The following is a 16,750-nucleotide window of genomic DNA, read 5'->3' on the forward strand; positions in this document are numbered from 1 at the left end:
CGCCGGCCCGTCACCCCGCCCCCGCCGCCCCGCCCCGGGGCGCCCCGACCCCTCGTCGCGGTGGCCGCGCGCCGCCGCGGCGGACACGAGCTTGGAGACCACCCATGCCCGAGACCACCGCACCTGCGACCATCCGCTGGGAGAAGGACGGCGCCGGCATCGTCACGCTGACCTTCGACGACCCGGACCAGTCGGCGAACACCATGAACGCCGCGTTCCAGGCATCGCTGACCGCCGTCGCCGACCGGCTGGAGGCCGAACGGGACGACGTACGCGGCGTCATCATGACCTCCGCCAAGAAGACGTTCTTCGCCGGCGGCGACCTGCGGCTGCTGATCCGGGCGCGCCCCGAGAACGCCCAGGAAGTCTTCGACAACAGCATGCGCATCAAGCGCGACCTGCGCCGTATCGAGACCCTCGGCGTCCCCGTCGTCGCGGCCCTCAACGGCGCGGCCCTCGGCGGCGGGCTGGAGATCGCGCTGGCCTGCCACCACCGGGTCGCCCTCGATGCGCCGGGCTCCAAAATCGGCTGCCCGGAGGCCACACTGGGCCTGCTGCCGGCGGGCGGCGGCGTCACCCGTACGGTACGGCTGCTGGGCATCGCCGACGCGCTGCTCAACGTGCTGCTCCAGGGACAGCAGTACCGCCCGGCCAGGGCCAAGGAGGTCGGGCTCGTCCACGAGGTCGTCGGCAGCCGCGAGGAGATGTTCGCGGCGGCGCGCGCCTTCATCGAGGCCAACCCCACCTCCCAGCAGCCCTGGGACGTCAAGGGCCACCGCATTCCCGGCGGGACCCCGGCCGACGCGAAGTTCGCCGAGAACCTGCCGGCCTTCCCCGCCAACCTCCGGAAGCAGACGGCCGGCGCCCCCTACCCCGCGCAGCGCAACATCCTCGCGGCGGCCGTCGAAGGCTCCCAGGTGGACTTCGAGACCGCCCAGGTGATCGAGTCGCGCTACTTCGTGGAGCTGGCCTGCGGCCAGATCTCCACCAACATGATCCAGGCGTTCTTCTTCGACCTCCAGGCCGTCAACGCCGGCCGCAGCAGGCCGGACGGTGTCGAGGAGCGAAAGGCCCGCAAGGTCGCCGTGCTCGGCGCCGGCATGATGGGCGCCGGGATCGCGTACGTGTGCGCCAAGGCGGGCATCGAGGTGGTCCTCAAGGACGTCACCCGGGAAGCGGCCGACAAGGGCAAGGCGTACTCGGCCCGGCTGCTGGACAAGGCGCTGAAGCGGGGCAGGACCACCGAGGCCGAGCGGGACGCGCTGCTGGCCCGCATCACCCCCACCACCGACCCGCAGGACGTGGCCGGCTGCGACACGGTGATCGAGGCCGTCTTCGAGGACCCGGCGCTCAAGCACAAGGTGTTCCAGGAGATCCAGCACCTCGTCGCCCCGGACGCCCTGCTGTGCTCCAACACCTCCACCCTGCCGATCACCGGCCTGGCCGAAGGGGTCGAGCGGCAGCAGGACTTCATCGGGCTGCACTTCTTCTCACCCGTCGACAAGATGCCCCTCGTGGAGATCATCAAGGGCCGGCGCACCGGGGAGGCGGCCCTGGCCCGCGCCTTCGACCTGGTGCGCCAGATCCGCAAGACCCCCATCGTCGTCAACGACTCGCGGGGCTTCTTCACCTCGCGCGTCATCGGCCACTTCATCAACGAGGGCGTCGCGCTGCTGGCCGAGGGCGTGGATCCGGCCACCGTCGAACAGGCCGCCGCGCAGGCCGGCTACCCGGCCAAGGTGCTCTCCCTGATGGACGACCTCACCCTCACCCTGCCGCGCAGAATCCGGGACGAGACACGGCAGGCACTCCGCGCCGAGGGCAAGGACCTGCCCGCGCACCCCGCGGACGCCGTCCTGGACCGCATGGTCGACGAGTTCGGCCGCACCGGCCGCAGCGGTGGCGCGGGCTTCTACGACTACGACGAGAACGGCAAGCGCCTCGGCCTGTGGCCCGGACTGCGCGAGCACTTCACCGCACAGGGCGAGGCCCGCATCCCGTTCGCGGACATGCAGGAGCGGATGCTCTTCGCCGAGGCGCTGGACACCGTGCGGCTGTTCGAGGAAGGCGTGCTCACCACGGTCGCCGACGCCAACATCGGCTCCATCATGGGCATCGGTTTCCCCGCCTGGACCGGCGGCGTCATCCAGTACATCAACGGCTACGAGGGCGGCCTGCCCGGATTCGTCGCCCGCGCGGGCGAGCTGCGTGAGCGCTACGGCGAAAGGTTCGCGGTCCCCGGACTGCTGGCCCGCAAGGCCGCAGCGGGCGAGACCTTCACCGACTGACCGGCCGCACGCACCGCCTGGCCGGCCCCGCCGTCACCCGGCGGGGCCCGGCCGCGGCGCGGTCTCGCCGGGGAAGACCTCGCGCAGCTCCTCCTTCATCGACCGCTGGAACGCCGTCACCAGGGCCTGCACCACCATGGGCTGCATATGCGCGGACAGCGCCTTCATCCGCTCCCGCCGCTCCCCGTCCGGCTCCCGCTCCCGGTAGGGCTCCCACACCTCCTGCTTGAACAGCCGGCTCAGCTCCCGTGCCGCGGCCCGGGCGTGGTCCAGCATCACCTCGCGGGCCGCCAGGATCGCCTCCTGCGAGATCGGCACGTCCAGCAGCCGCACCCCCAGCTGCACCAGTGCCGGATCGACCCGGAAGACGTCGGGGTCGTCCGTACGGCCGAGCACGCTCATCGCCTCCAGCCGCTCGAGGTCGTCATCGGTCAGCCGGCGCCCGACCCGTCGCTCCAGCTGCTCACGCGTCGACTCGTCCACCGTGTCCGGCATCCAGGAGGCGACCACCGCCCGGTGGATGGCCAGATCGTGGGCGCTGATGTCGTCGGGGAGCCGCTGGAGATAGCGTTCGATCGCCGCCAGCGTCATGCCCTGGTTCTGGAGCTCTTCTATGAGGGCCAGCCGGGAGAGGTGCTCGGGACCGTAGCGGCCCACGCGGCGGGGTCCGATCGTGGGCGGGGGCAGCAGGCCCCGGGTGCTGTAGAAGCGGATCGTGCGGACCGTCACGCCCGCGCGGGCCGCGAGCTGGTCGACGGTGAGCTGGTCGGTGAGCTCCTGGGCCGTTCCGTCCTGCCGCGCCATCTGCCGCACCCCTCTCACCGCCGCACCGCCGGGGTGCCGGCACCGTCCGATCCCGTTCAACAGTATTGCTGTCTCACCACTCCTGTGAAACCGTCGGACGGCGGGCGGACACCAGACCCCGGAGGCGTGATGACCACACTGCTGCGACTCCCCGGTACGCACCCCGCCGAGCTGACCGTTCCGGACCTCCTGCTGCGCAACGCACAGGACCACGGCGCACTGCCGGCCCTCACCTGGTACGCCGCCGACGGCACGGCCACCACCCTCACCTGGTCCGAGGCCAGGCACCGTGTCGTCGAGGTCGCCGCCGGACTCGCGGCACTGGGCGTCGCACCCGGCGACCACGTGCTGCTCATGATGGGCAACCGTCCCGAGCACTGGCTCACCGACCTCGCCCTCGTCCATCTGGGTGCCGTCCCCGTCTCCGTCTACCGGACGGCGGCACCCGAACAGATCGCCCACATCGCCCGGCACAGCCGCGCCGCGCTCGCCGTCGTCGGCGACGCCGAGGAGCGGGCCCGCTGGGAGCCCCTGCTGGCGCCGTCGGGGGGCGGGCCGGACGGGACGCCGCCCACCGGGCTGCGGCGTCTCGTGGTGGCCGACGAGGACGCCGTGGGCCCCCACACCGCCTTCAGCCGGCTGCCCCGCCCCGAGGACACGTCCGCCGTCGAGGAGAGCCGGCGCCGGGTGCGGGCCGGGCAGCCGGTGACCGTCGTCTACACCTCGGGCACCACCGGCGACCCCAAAGGGGTGGTCATCAGCCACCGGAACGTCATCCTCAACGGGATCGCGCTCGACAAGGTCACCGAGCTGCCCGACCACGCCGCGCACATCTGCTACCTGCCGTTCGCCCACATAGCCGAGCGCATGCTGGGCATCTACCTGCCCCTGCTGCGGGCCTCCCACGTGCACCTGTGCGCCGACCCCGCCGAGGTCACCACGCTGGTCCGCGCACTGCGTCCCGCGCAGTTCTTCGGCGTGCCCCGCATCTGGGAGAAGTGCGCCGCCGCCCTGCGCACCGCCCTCGACGCCCTCCCGGCCGGGCAGCGCGCAGCCCTGGAGGAGGCCGGACGGACCGCGCGCGCCCACCTCCGCTGCCGGGAGGAGGGCCGCACGCCGCCGCCCGCACTGGAAGCCGCATGGGAACAGGCCCGGCGCGACGTGCTCGCACCCGTACTGGCCCGGGCGGGGTTCGACCGGCTGGTGTGGGCAGCCAGCGCGTCCGCGCCCCTGCCGCCCGGCGTGCTCGACTTCTTCGCGGGCCTCGGCCTGCCGGTCATGGACGCCTGGGGGCTGACCGAGACCAGCGGGGCCCTCACCCTCAACGGCCCCCGCGCCTTCCGGCTGGGCTCCGTGGGCCGGCCGCTGGAGGGCACCGAGGTCCGCACGGCGCCCGACGGCGAGATAGAGGTCCGCGGCGTCACCCTCTTCGAGGGCTATCTGCGCCCCGACGGCTCCGTCGAGCCCGGTACCGACGCCGACGGCTGGTTCGCCACCGGCGATCTGGGCCGCGTCGACGAGGACGGCTACCTGTGGGTGACGGACCGCAAGAAGGAGATGATCGTCACCTCCACCGGCAAGAACGTCTCGCCCGCGCTGGTGGAGAACATCCTCAAGGAGCACCCGCTGATCGGGCAGGCCATGGTGTACGGCGACGGCCGCTCCTACCTCGTCGCCCTCCTGGTGCTCGACGGCGAGGCCGCTGCGTCCTGGGCGGCCGGTCACGGCGTGGACGCGGACACCGGCACCCTGGCCGCGCACCCCGGACTGCGCGCCGAGATCGACCGCGCGGTCGCCGCCGCCAACGCCCGCCTCAACCGCACCGAACAGGTCAAACGCCACCGGCTGTTGGAGCAGGAATGGAGCCCGGCGACCGGTGAGCTGACGCCCTCGCTCAAGCTGCGCCGCCGGGTGATCGCGGCTCGTTACCGGCGGGAAATCGACGGACTCTACGAAGATCAGGTGTGAGAAGTTCCCTGGTGTGATCTCCGTCACCGCATGGATGGCCCTTGAAGGGTTAGGTGACGCCTTGGTCCGCAGCCGTGATCACGGCGGCCGTCGGCCCGGCAGAGCCCGTTATCCAGAGTGAGTTGGATCAATCGTGAGCAACGACGTCGTCCAGGACGCCACCCCCCAGCCCGGCGGTGGCGACCGGGTCGCAGCGCCTTCCCCGCACGGAACGGCCAAGGACGCCGGTGACACCGGCTACAGCAAGGACCTCAAAGCCCGCCACATCAACATGATCGCCATCGGCGGGGCGATCGGAACCGGTCTCTTCCTCGGCGCCGGCGGGCGCCTCGCCTCGGCGGGCCCCGCGCTCGCCCTCGCCTACGCCGTCTGCGGCCTCTTCGCCTTCTTCGTCGTCAAGGCGCTGGGCGAACTGGTGCTGCACCGGCCCTCCTCCGGCTCCTTCGTCTCCTACTCGCGGGAGTTCCTCGGCGAGAAGGGCGCCTACGTCGCCGGCTGGATGTACTTCCTCAACTGGTCCACCACCGGTATCGCGGACATCACCGCCATCGCCCTCTACACCCACTACTGGAGCTTCTTCACCGACATCCCGCAGTGGGTGCTCGCGCTGATCGCGCTGGCCGTGGTGCTGGCCATCAACATGATCTCGGTGAAGATCTTCGGCGAGCTGGAGTTCTGGTTCGCGGTGATCAAGGTGGCCGCACTGGTGATCTTCATGATCATCGGCATCGTGCTGCTGGCCACCCAGCACCCGGTGGACGGCGCCGCCCCGGGCCTGGCCAACCTCACCGACCACGGCGGCATCTTCCCCGAGGGTCTGATGCCCGTCGTCATCGTCATGCAGGGCGTCGTCTTCGCCTACTCCTGCGTCGAGCTGGTCGGTGTGACCGCGGGCGAGACCGCCGAGCCGCACAAGGTGGTCCCCAAGGCCGTCAACGCCATCATGTGGCGCGTCGGCTTCTTCTACGTCGGCTCCGTGGTGCTGCTGGCGCTGCTGCTGCCGTGGAACCAGTACAAGGACGGCCAGAGCCCCTTCGTGACCGTCCTGTCGAAGCTCGGCGTGGACGGCGCGGGCGACATCATGAACCTCGTCGTGCTGACCGCCGCCATGTCCAGCCTCAACTCCGGGCTGTACTCCACGGGGCGCATCCTGCGCTCCATGGCCGTGGCCGGGTCCGCGCCGAAGTTCACCGCCCGGATGAATTCCAGCCAGGTGCCCTACGGCGGCATCCTGCTGACCTCCGCGGTCTGCGTCGTCGGCGTCGGCCTCAACTACGTGGTGCCCGGCAAGGCGTTCGAGATCGTGCTGAACATCGCCGCGCTCGGCATCATCAGCACCTGGTGCACGATCATGCTCTGTCACTGGGTGTTCGTGCGCCGGGCCAAGGCCGGGCTGGTCGAGCGGCCCGCGTTCCGGCTGCCGTTCTCGCCCGTCACCGAGTGGGTGACCATCGCCTTCCTGCTCGGCGTCGTCGCCCTGATGTGGAACGACCCCGAGGTGGGACGGCGCACCGTGATGCTCATTCCGCTGATCGCCGTCGCGCTGGTCGCCGGATGGTTCGCAGTGCGCGGCCGGGTCAACGCCGCGGCGGCCGAACGGGAAGCCGCCGCCGCGGGCGAGCCGGCACGCGAGTGACGAAGCGGACGGCACCCGGATGACGACGTGGGGCCCCGTCCCTCCTCCCGGCTCTCGCACGGGGAGAGGGCGGGGCCCCACGTCGTCGGTCAGTGCAGGAAGACCGGCAGTTCGTACAGCTCGTTCTGGGTGACCGCCGGCTTGTTGCGCAGCTCTTCCGGCGCGACGGCCGGCGACAGGGCGGGGTACCGCTCGAAGAGCGCGGGCAGCGCCACCAGGGCCTCCAGCCGGGACAGCGGGGCCCCCGGGCACACATGGGGGCCGTGCCCGAAGGAGAGGTGCCGCGTCGGCGTGCGGGTCACATCGAAGTGCCCGGCGTCCGGCCCGTGCTGCCGCTCGTCCCGGCCGATGGCACCGTAGGCGATGATCACGGCGTCGCCCTCGCGGATCACCGTGCCGTCCACCTCGACGTCCTCGGTGGCGAACCGGATGAGCACGTGCGTGACGGGCGGGTCCCAGCGCAGCGTCTCCTCGATCGCCGCCTCCCAGCTCACCTCGCCGGAGCGGACGAGGGCGAGCTGCCCCGGGTGGGTGAGCAGGGCCCGCACGGCGCTGACGATGAGGCTGATGGTGGTCTCGTGCCCCGCCGTGATCAGCACCTGCACGGTGGCGACGATCTCCTCGTCGCTGAGCGAGTCGCCCTCCTCGGCGGCGGCCAGCAATGCGCTGGTCAGATCGTCGCCCGGGTTCCGCCGCTTCTCCGCGACGATCGCGGTGAACAGCTCCGCCAGCTCCGCGATGACCGCCTGCACCTCGGCACCGGGTGTGACGCTGCTGAAGAAGCCGTCGTACAGGGTGCGCAGCCGCGGGATCTGCGCGGTGTCGACGCCCACCAGCTCGCCGATCACGGCCATGGGCAGCGGATGGGCGTAGGCGGCCTTGAGATCGACACGCCCCTCGGCGTCCGCCTGCCCGGCCAGGCCGTCGAGGAGCCGGCGGGTGATCTCCTCGATGCGCGGACGCATCGCGGCCACCCGGCGGGGAGTGAGGGCCTGCGCGGTGAGCGAGCGCAGCCGGCGGTGCTCGGTCCCGTCGAAGGTGAGCATGCTGGGGCCGGGGTCGGCCAGCCCGATCAGCGGCCACGTCGAGGGGATCTCCCCCCGCCGCCAGGCGGCCCAGTGCGCGATGTCCTTCACCAGCCGGGTGTCGGTCAGCAGCCGGCGGGCCTCCGCGTGCCGGGTGACCGCCCACACCGGGACTCCGCCCGGCAGTTCGACGGCGGCCACCGGACCGGCGGCCCGCAACCGGGCGCCCTCGCCCGCCAGGTCACGGACCAGCGGATCGAGGGCGATCGGCTCGGAGGCGGTGCCGGGCCGGGGACCGGGGTCATCGCCCGAGCCCGTGACGGGGCACGGGGTCACCGCAGGCCCCCGGCGGTGCGCGTCGGTGTGGGGGTGAAGCGGACCGGCAGCGACTCCAGGCCGCGCAGGAAAGGCGAGGGCCGCCACACCAGGGCCTGCGGGCTGACGGCGAGATCCACGTCGGGCAGCCGGTCCACCAGGACCTCGATGCCGGTGCGGGCGATGCCCTCGGCGATGTCCTGCGCCGGGTAGGGGCAGCGGTGGTCGCCGTGCCCGAAGGAGAGGAAGGCGTTGTTGCCGCTGGTGAACACCGTGCGGTCGGGCCGCACCTGGGGGTCGCCGTTGGCCGCGGCGAAGCTGAGCATCAGCAGATCACCGGCGGCGATGTGACGGCCGGCGATCTGGGTGTCGCGGGTCGCCCACCGGCCGGCGATGTTCTGGCAGGGGGTGTCCTCCCACAGCACCTCGTTCATGGCCTCGGCCACGCTGTGCCGCCCGCCGGACAGGGAGGCGGCGAACCGGTCGTCGGTGAGCATCAGCCGCAGCGAGTTGCCGATCCAGTCGGCGGTCGGCTGGTGGCCCGCGATGATGTTGACCATCATGTCCTCGACGATCTCCTCGAAGGAGAACCCGTCGGCGAAGTCGTGGTGCAGCATGCGGGAGGCCACCCCGGCGGCCGGGTTCGTACGCCGTGAGGCCAGCAGCGTGCTCATGGCCGCCTTGACCGTGTCGCGGCCCGCCAGCGCGCCCTCGCCGCCGTCCACCAGATCGTTGATGCTCGGCACCAGGTCGTGGCCCTCCTTGTCGGAGAAGCCGTAGAGCCGGGCCAGCACCAGCGCGGGCAGCACCTTGGCGTACTCCGCGATCAGATCGGCCGAGCCGCGTCCGCACAGCTCGTCGATCAGCCGGTCCGCGAACTGTTCGGCGTGGGCGCGCAGTTCGAACTGGTCCACGGCGGCCAGGGCCTCGCTCACCAGCGCCGAGCGCCGTTGGTGCCGCTCGCCCACGGTGTAGAGGATGGACGGCTGTTTGCCGACCATCGGCAGCAGCGGCCAGTCGTCGGGGATGTTGGGCCACTGGTTCCACAGCCCCGAGTCGCGGCTGAAGAGCACCGGATCGGAGCTGATCTGGTGCAGTTCCCGGTAGCCGAGCACCAGCCAGCAGGGCACGTCGCCGGGCAGGACGACCGGGGCGAGCGGGCCGTGCTGCTCGTACATCTCGCGGTACAGGCGGGCGCGGTCGTCGTTCTGGAAGCGCGGCCCGAGCAGGGGCATGGCCTCGTCGGACGGGTGCGCGGGGCAGCCGGGCGGCGGAGCGGAGGGCGAGGTGTGGTGCTGAGCCGATGTCACGGGGTGCTCTCCAGGCGCGCGGTGGAGATGTCGTACAGGTGGTGGACGAGCGCGAGGAGGACTTCCTTGCTCGACTCGCGGGAGCGGGCGTCGCACTCGACCAGCGGCACGTCGTCGGGCAGGTCGAGGGCTTCCCGCACCTGCTCGGCGGTGTGCCGGGGGCCGCCGAAATCGTTGCGCGCGACGATGAACGGGGTGCCGTGCGCCTCCAGCCGGTCGATCGCGTACCAGCAGTCCTCCAGCCGCCGGGTGTCCACCAGGACGACGGCGCCCAGGGTGCCGGCGAAGAGCCGGTCCCACAGGAACCAGAACCTCTCCTGCCCCGGCGCCCCGAACAGGTACAGCACCGTCTCGTCGTTGAGGCTGATCCGGCCGAAGTCGAAGGCGATGGTCGTGGTCGTCTTGCCCTGGACGCCCCACAGGTCGTCGACGCCCTCGCCGGCGCGGGTCATCGTCTCCTCGGTGTTCAGCGGACGGATGTCGCTGACCGCCCGGACCATGGTGGTCTTGCCGACACCGAAACCGCCGACGATGACGATCTTCAGTCCCTGCGCGGCCGTGCTGAGCAACGGAGGACGGGCCGAGGCGTCGGCGGTCGCCACCGGGTTCGCTTCAGATGTTGCGGAGTCCAACGAGCACCTGCTTCAGGATGTCGGGGTCGGGCAGTGCGTCAGCGGTCTGTGCCCGCCGCGGATGGCGGGCGGTGATCTTCCCCTGGACGAGCAGGTCGCCCAGCAGGATGCGGACGACGCTCACCGGCAGTCCCAGGTCGGAAGCCAGTTCCACGACCGCCGTGGGAAAACGGCAGATCCGCAGGATCGCGGCGTGCTCCGACTGCATGCCGGGCACCGGAGCGCTCTCACTGACCACGAGTGTCACCAGGTCGAACGTCTCCGCCCCGGCCACGGAACGGCTGCGTCCACCGGTCACGGTGTACAGCCGGTCCGGGTTCTCGTCCCGGCCCGGCCGCGTCATGCCGATCCGTCTCCGCGCCCGTCGTCCGCGGCCGGCCGGCGGGGCGGGGCGCTGAGGTGTTCGCTGAGCTGCTCGACCAGTTCGTTCATGTTGTGGCCGATCAGCCCCACGTCGGAGTCCTCGTCGGCGATGACCGCCAGGTGCGCGCCGTCACCGGCCTCCACGACGAAGAGGATGCCGCCGTAGAACTCCGCCATGGCCTGGCGTACGCCGCCGTCGCCGTCGCCGAACTCCACGGAGGCGCCGTGCGAGAGGCTCTGGATGCCCGCCGAGATGGCGGCGAGCTGGTCGGCCTGGTCGACGGAGAGCTCCGGGGTGCGGCACAGCTTGAGGCCGTCCCGGGAGAGCACGAGGGCGTGCCGGGCGCCGGGAGTGCGCTCCAGCAGGTTCTCCAGCAGCCAGTCGAGCTTGCTGTCAGTGATCATTCGGTGTCGTCCTCCGAGAGGGAAGAGGAGCGGTCGGGGGAGGAGGCGGGGGCAGCGGGGTGGGTGCCCGTGTCTCCGGACGAGGCCGTGCCCCGTACGGCCCTCCGGAAGTCGCCGAACCGGGCGCCGGAGGGACGCTTGCGGCGGGGGGCGGGGGTCTCGTCGTCCTGCGCCGGGCCCTCGGCGGTACCGTCCCCGCGGCCGGATGCAGCGGCGGTGGAGGAGGCGGGGGAGGCGGAGGAGGTGCCGGTGCGCGAGGCGGTCGCCCGGGCCACTGCCGCCAGCGTCTGGCCGCGCCGCCGCTTGGGCAGTCCGCTGGCGATGTACTCCTGGGGCGGCGGCGCCACCGCGGGCCGCTCGCCGGTCCTGGGGCCGTCGGACTCGCGGGCGGGCCCCTCGTGGCTCCCGCTCCCCGGCCGCGCGGCCGGCTCGGCCTCGGGCTGCCGGGTGTGCTCGGCCGTGTGCGCGGTGTCGTGCGGCAGGCCGGGGGCGCTGGTCAGCCGGCCGCGCGCGGAGGCGGCGGCCGGCCGCGGGGCGGGTGTGGGCGCGGTGACGCGCTCCCTGTCGCGCGGCTCGGTGACCAGTTCGCGGGGGATGCGCATGAGCACGCCGGTGCCGCCGTGCGCGGAGGGCCGGAAGGAGACGGACAGTCCGTGCTTGCGGGCCAGGCGGCCGACCACGGCGAGCCCGAGCCGGGTGCCGGAGAGGGCGGTCAGGTCGCTCTGTTCGCCGGTGACGGCCTGCTGGGCGCGGCGCAGCGCCAGCTCGCCCATCACCAGACCGCCGTCCTCGACGGTGATGACGATGCCGGCCGCGACCTCCTCGACGTAGACGTGCACCTCGGAGGTGGGCGGCGAGAAGTTCGCCGCGTTGTCCATCAGTTCGGCCAGTGCGTGCATGACGCCCTCGGCGGCGTGCCCGGCGATGGCGGCCTCGCTCGTCGAGTGCAGCCGGACCCGCTGGTAGCCGCTGATACGGCCCATGGCGCCGCGCAGGATCGACTCCATGACGATCGGCTTGGCCCAGCGGCGGCCCGAACGGGCACCGGTGAGCACGGCGATGGAGTCGGCGATGCGGCCTGTCTGCGCCGTCCTGTGGTCCAGGTGCAGCAGGTCGGCCAGCACGTCCTCGTCGGCGTGCCGGTGCTCCATCTCCCGCAGGTCGGCGGCCATGCTGGTGGCCAGGGCCTGCACGCGGCCGGCCGCGTTGGCGCAGGCGGAGAGTGCCGCGGCCCGCATGCTCTCGCCCTTGTGCACCTCGCGCGCCAGGGTGACCAGGACCCGGCGCTGCATCTCGTTCGTCACCGAGGGGGCCTCGGCCAGCGCGGTCTCCGCGGAGCCGCCGTTGCGCAGCCGGTCGACGACGTCGGGTACGACCACGTCGGCGAAGTAGGCGTCGGCCGTGTCCCGTTCCGCGTGCCGTGCCCGGCAGTCCGTCAGCGCGGCGCGCAGCCGGCGGCCGGTCAGCACGGCGCGGGCGGCCACGGTGACCGCCGCGCACAGCACCACACCCGCCGCGCCACTGCCCCAGGCGACGGCGGTACGGGCCGAGGCGCCGGCGGCGTGGACGGCGCCCAGCCACGCGACGGCGACGACCGCGGCGCAGACCAGCAGGGCGAGGGCGGTACCGGTGGCGGTCCCGCCTCCCGCAACCGGCCGAGGCGCGCCCGCGGCAGGCTGCGGTGGTATCTCGGGGGAGGTCATCAATCAGGTCCTAGGGGGACGGAACCGGGCAGAGGCGAGAGCTGAGCCGCAGCCCTCTGATCAACGTCGCACCAATATAAGTCAGTTAGTGATCACGGAATAACCATGGGGTGTTCCGCTTCGGAAGTGCCCGGAATCTTTCCCTCCACTTGGCCCGCGACCTGCTCCCCCCGGGGCGAGCGGCACCCCGCGAAGGGGGGCATCATGAAGGGGTGAAGGCAGGTGAGAGGACTGTGCGCAAGGACCCGGAGCCCCCGCCGCCGGGCGGCATCCTGTGGGACGTCGCCGGGGACGTCCGCGTACTGCTCAGCCTGCCCTCCGCGCTGACCATGCAGGTCGCACACCCCGCCGTCGGCGCCGGCGTCGACCAGCACTCCGTCTTCCGCACCGACCCCTGGGGGCGGGGCGAACGGTCCGTGCGCAGCGTGCTGCTGTGGGTGTACGGCGGCGCGGACGCGGTCGCGGAGGGGCGCAGGCTGCGCAGGCTGCACAAGACGATCCAGGGCGTCGACGCCTACGGGCAGCGCTACCACGCGCTCACCCCCGCCTACTACGCGTGGGTGCACGCCACCGGCTTCCCCTCCCTGCGCTACGCCCGCCGCTATCTGGACCGCCACCCCTACACGCCCGCACAGGAGCGCCGGCTGTACGCCGAGTGGCTCCAGGTGGGCCGGGTGCTGGGCATCCACGACCGCGACATGCCGCAGACGCCGGAGGAGTTCTGGCCCTACTGGCACCGGATGCTGGCCGAGACGATAGAGCCGACGGCCGTCGCCCGGGAACTGGCCGCCTACAACCCCGGCATCCCGCCGCCGCCCTACGGGCCGCGGCCGGTCCGGCTGGTGCTGCGGGTGCTGTGGCCGCTGCTGGTGCCCGGACTCGCCCGGTTCCGGCGGTTCATGACGATCGGACTGATGCCGCCGGAGGCCCGCCGGGCGCTGCGGCTGCCGTGGACACCCCGTCAGGAGAGGCGGCTGCGGCTGGTGGGGCGGGTGGTGGCCAACATCGTCCCGCTGCTGCCCGAACGGCTGCGCTATCTGCCGTATGCGCGCCGGGCCCGCGCACAGCGCACCCCGGCGCGGCACTGAACCCCCTCCCGGGCGGTGCGCCAGCCCGTCCGCAGCTAGCCCCGTCCGGGGCGCCGGTCCGGCAGCGCGGCGGCCCGCACCCTCGGGCCGGAGGGTGCGGGCCGCCTGCCACGGACCTTCGGGGCCGCTCCGCCTGCGGGCGGGCCGCCGCGGTGGCCGCTCAGCCGTGCCGGTGCGGGTGGTCCACCGTGTGGATCTCGTCCCAGGACGCGGGCTTCTTCGGGGCGGCCTCGGCGGCGAAGCCCTTCCCCGCCGGACCGGCCGCCGGCTTCGAGGGCTGGTACAGCCAGGTGTCGAAGAGGCCGGCCAGCGGCTTGCCCGACACCTTCTCCGCGTAGCCGATGAAGTCGCGCACGGTCGCGTTGCCGTCCTTGTGCAGGGCGGGCCAGCCCTTGAGGATCGCGAAGAAGTCCTTGTCGCCGATCTCGTTGCGCAGCGCCTGGAGAGCGAGAGCGCCGCGGTCGTAGACGGCAGAGTGGAACTGGTTGTCCGGGCCGGGGTCACCGGGTGCGACCTTCCAGAAGGCATCGCCGGCCGGGCGCGAGGCGTAGGTGTAGTCGGCCAGTTCCTGCGCGGTGCCCTCGCCCTGGTCCTCCGACCACAGCCACTGGCTGTAGCGGGCGAAGCCCTCGTTGATCCAGATGTCCTTCCACCGCTTCAGCGAGACGCTGTCCCCGTACCACTGGTGGGCCATCTCGTGGACGACGACGGAGGTGTTGGAGCCGTCGGCGAAGTCGTCCGGGCTGTAGAAGGGCCGGGTCTGCGTCTCCAGTGCGTAGGTGGTGTCCGTGTTGGGGACGTAGCCGCCCACCGCGTCGAACGGGTACGTGCCGAAGTGGCCCTCCAGCCATTCGGTGATCTCCGCCGTACGCTCCACACTGGCCCGCGCGGCGCCCGCGTGCTCGCCCAGGTCCTTGCTGTAGGCGTTGATGACGGGCAGTCCCGAGTCGGTCTTCGCGGTGGTGATGTCGAACCTGCCGACGGCCAGGGTGGCCAGATAGGTGGCCTGCGGGGCCCGGGACCGCCAGTTGTAGCGGGTCCAGCCCGCCTTGGAACGCTGCGACTGGAGCGTGCCGTTGCTGATGGCCTGGGTGCCGTCGGGGACGGCGACGCTGACGTCGTAGCTCGCCTTGTCGGAGGGGTGGTCGTTGCTGGGGAACCACCACCAGGCGGCCTCGGGCTCGTTGGCGGCGACCCCGCCGTCCTCGGTGCGCAGCCAGGAGGTGAAACCGTTCACCTTCACCTTCGAGGGCACACCCTTGTACCGGACCACGACGGTGGCCTTCTCGCCCTCGGCCAGCGGCTTGGCCGGGGTGATGCTCAGCTCGTGTGCGCCCGAGGTGGCGAAGCGGGCCTTCTTGCCGTCGACCCGCACCTCGCTGACGTCCAGTGCGAAGTCGAGGTTGAAGCGGGACAGGTCCTGGGTCGCGGTGGCCAGCAGGGTCGCCGTTCCGCTCAGTTCGTCCGTCTTCGGCTGGTAGGTGAGCCGAAGGTCGTAGTGGGAGACGTCGTATCCGCCGTTCCCGTAGTCCGGGTAGTAGGGGTCGCCCACGCCCGGTGCGCCCGGGGACGGTTCGGCGGCCGAGGCCGGCACCGCGAGCAGCAGCGAGGCCGCCACCATCGCACCCGGGACGATCAGTCTGTGACGCACGAGTCCTCCAACTCTCCGTCAACCCTGCTGCGGCACCGGCGGGTTCGGGTGCCGCGTGGGATGTCGTTCCGTCCGAAGGTATGTACTCATGCGGCACACCGCATGTCCACAGCAACTAACGTCATCCGATTGCCATACGGACGACATACGCCCCCTTCTCCCCGCCCGTCCCCGTCGTTACCGTCCCCCACATGGTGACAAGCGCGCGGCACGGCCGCTTCCCGTGGAAGACCGCCGCCCTGGCCCCGGCGGCACTCCTCGTCCCCCTCCTCGCCACCCCACCCGTCGCCCAGGCCTCCTCCCCGGCACCCATCCGCTCCGAGTCCCCGGCCCCCGCACCGGCACAGGAACCGCGCACCGGATTCGAACGCAGTCACGGGGCACGCTGGACGTCCCAGCCCGAGGAACAGGACTTCCTGCGGACCGTGGACCGCTCCAGCCACCGTGTGGCACTCGACACCGTCGGCCGGACGAAACAGGGGCGCCCCCTCCAGCTCGTGAGGATCGGCGCCCCGGCCCCCGCCGGCCCCGGCGCGGTACGGCACGGCAACTCCGTACTGCTGATCTGCTCCCAGCACGGTGACGAGCCCGCCGGACGCGAAGCGTGCCTGAGCACCATCCGCGACCTGGCCTTCGCCCGGGACCGGGCCACGACGCGGTTCCTCGCCCGCACCACCGTGCTCGTCGTCCCCACCGCCAACCCCGACGGCCGCGCGGCCGGCACCCGGGGCAACTCCGACGGCGTCGACATCAACCGCGACCACCTCGCCCTCACCACCGCGGAGGCCCGCACGATGGCCGCCGTCACCCGCGACTGGCGGCCCGACACCGTCTACGACCTCCACGAGTACGGTGCCCACGAGCCGTACTACGTCAAGGACCTGCTCACCCTGTGGCCCCGCAACCTCAACGCGGCCGAGGGGCTGCACCGCGAGTCCACGGCGCTGTCGGAGAAGTACGCGCGGCCCGCTGCCGAGTCCGGCGGCCACAGCACCGGCATCTACGGCATATGGACCGATCCGCGGACGGGCGAGCCCGTCCGGCAGGTCGCCGGCGACGGGCAGGAACGAATACTCCGCAACACCGTCGGTATCAAGGGCGCCGTGGGCCTGCTCGCCGAGACCCGCGTCGACCCCCTCACCGACGAGGAGAAGGCCGACGAGGCGCTCAACAACCGGCGCCGCGTCCACTCCCACCTCACCGCCCTCAAGGGCGCGTTCGACTTCGCCGGCACGCGCCGCGCCCGGATAGAGAAGGCCACCGACGCGGCCCGGACGGCCGGACTGGCCGACCGCGGGCCCGTCTACCTGGACGGCGCCGACAACGAGCCGCCCGCCGACGACCGGGTACTGACGGACCCGCCCTGCGGCTACCGGCTGACCGGCGCCCAGTACGCGGACGTCCGGGACGAACTGGACCTGCACGGAATCCGCGCCCAGCGGCGCGGCGACGGCGCCTTCGTGCCGCTGCGCCAGTCGCAGCGCGCCCTGGTGCCGCTGCTGCTCGACGAGCGTGCCCGCTTCCCCCTGACCGCGGGCACACCCGTTCAGCGGTGCGGCTGA

Annotated in this window: 13 protein-coding genes; 5 read left to right on the forward strand and 8 right to left on the reverse strand. The window is 72.3% G+C overall.

Annotated features, from left to right (window positions below; translation table 11 throughout):
* The first annotated feature begins 104 nt into the window (after positions 1–104).
* Complete coding sequence (locus tag IO40_RS0122000) at positions 105–2,288, forward strand: 3-hydroxyacyl-CoA dehydrogenase NAD-binding domain-containing protein (protein WP_031175973.1); 2,184 nt, start codon at positions 105–107, stop codon at positions 2,286–2,288.
* A gap of 33 nt (positions 2,289–2,321) precedes the next feature.
* Here IO40_RS0122000 and IO40_RS0122005 read toward each other — a convergent pair whose 3' ends face one another.
* On the reverse strand, positions 2,322–3,092 hold the full coding sequence (locus IO40_RS0122005; protein WP_016470871.1) for a MerR family transcriptional regulator: 771 nt from the start codon (positions 3,090–3,092) through the stop codon (positions 2,322–2,324).
* A 129-nt stretch (positions 3,093–3,221) separates the two neighbouring features.
* Between IO40_RS0122005 and IO40_RS0122010 the strand changes: the two genes are divergently transcribed.
* Positions 3,222–5,060 carry an AMP-dependent synthetase/ligase gene (locus IO40_RS0122010; RefSeq protein WP_030406017.1) on the forward strand — a complete coding sequence of 613 codons (1,839 nt, stop codon included), beginning with the start codon at positions 3,222–3,224 and terminating at the stop codon, positions 5,058–5,060.
* Positions 5,061–5,193: 133 nt separating this feature from the next.
* The gene (locus IO40_RS0122015; protein ID WP_016470873.1) at positions 5,194–6,696 is read left to right on the forward strand and encodes an amino acid permease; all 1,503 of its coding nucleotides are present in this window, start codon (positions 5,194–5,196) and stop codon (positions 6,694–6,696) included.
* An 89-nt stretch (positions 6,697–6,785) separates the two neighbouring features.
* On the opposite strand, the gene IO40_RS0122020 is transcribed toward IO40_RS0122015, so the two are convergent.
* The 6 genes from IO40_RS0122020 to IO40_RS0122045 form a co-directional block, all read right to left on the reverse strand.
* Positions 6,786–8,057: a cytochrome P450 family protein gene (locus IO40_RS0122020; protein ID WP_016470874.1), complete on the reverse strand. Its 1,272-nt coding sequence runs from the start codon at positions 8,055–8,057 to the stop codon at positions 6,786–6,788.
* Positions 8,054–9,271 (reverse strand): cytochrome P450, encoded by a 1,218-nt coding sequence (locus IO40_RS0122025; protein ID WP_234335553.1) that lies wholly within the window; start codon positions 9,269–9,271, stop codon positions 8,054–8,056. Before IO40_RS0122025 ends, IO40_RS0122020 begins: the two co-directional genes overlap by 4 nt.
* Before the next feature lie 71 nt (positions 9,272–9,342).
* Complete coding sequence (locus tag IO40_RS0122030; protein ID WP_016470876.1) at positions 9,343–9,978, reverse strand: GTP-binding protein; 636 nt, start codon at positions 9,976–9,978, stop codon at positions 9,343–9,345.
* Positions 9,959–10,321, reverse strand: a complete 363-nt coding sequence (locus tag IO40_RS0122035; RefSeq protein ID WP_016470877.1) for a DUF742 domain-containing protein — start codon at positions 10,319–10,321, stop codon at positions 9,959–9,961. Before IO40_RS0122035 ends, IO40_RS0122030 begins: the two co-directional genes overlap by 20 nt.
* On the reverse strand, positions 10,318–10,746 hold the full coding sequence (locus IO40_RS0122040; protein WP_016470878.1) for a roadblock/LC7 domain-containing protein: 429 nt from the start codon (positions 10,744–10,746) through the stop codon (positions 10,318–10,320). The genes IO40_RS0122035 and IO40_RS0122040 overlap by 4 nt, the downstream gene beginning before the upstream one ends.
* Entirely contained in the window at positions 10,743–12,449 is a 1,707-nt protein-coding gene (locus IO40_RS0122045) for a sensor histidine kinase (protein ID WP_031175975.1), read from the reverse strand. Before IO40_RS0122045 ends, IO40_RS0122040 begins: the two co-directional genes overlap by 4 nt.
* A 233-nt stretch (positions 12,450–12,682) precedes the next feature.
* On the opposite strand from IO40_RS0122045, the gene IO40_RS0122050 reads away from it, so the two are divergent.
* Positions 12,683–13,537, forward strand: a complete 855-nt coding sequence (locus IO40_RS0122050) for an oxygenase MpaB family protein (RefSeq protein WP_016470880.1) — start codon at positions 12,683–12,685, stop codon at positions 13,535–13,537.
* A 160-nt stretch (positions 13,538–13,697) separates the two neighbouring features.
* Here the strand turns inward: IO40_RS0122050 and IO40_RS0122055 are convergent, their stop codons facing one another.
* On the reverse strand, positions 13,698–15,188 hold the full coding sequence (locus IO40_RS0122055) for a M1 family metallopeptidase (RefSeq protein WP_016470881.1): 1,491 nt from the start codon (positions 15,186–15,188) through the stop codon (positions 13,698–13,700).
* Positions 15,189–15,379: 191 nt separating this feature from the next.
* On the opposite strand from IO40_RS0122055, the gene IO40_RS0122060 reads away from it, so the two are divergent.
* Positions 15,380–16,750, forward strand: coding sequence for a M14 family metallopeptidase (locus IO40_RS0122060; protein WP_016470882.1), 1,371 nt, complete (start codon positions 15,380–15,382; stop codon positions 16,748–16,750).

It is taken from the genome of Streptomyces albus subsp. albus (genome assembly GCF_000725885.1).
Classification (GTDB): Bacteria; Actinomycetota; Actinomycetes; order Streptomycetales; family Streptomycetaceae; genus Streptomyces; species Streptomyces albus.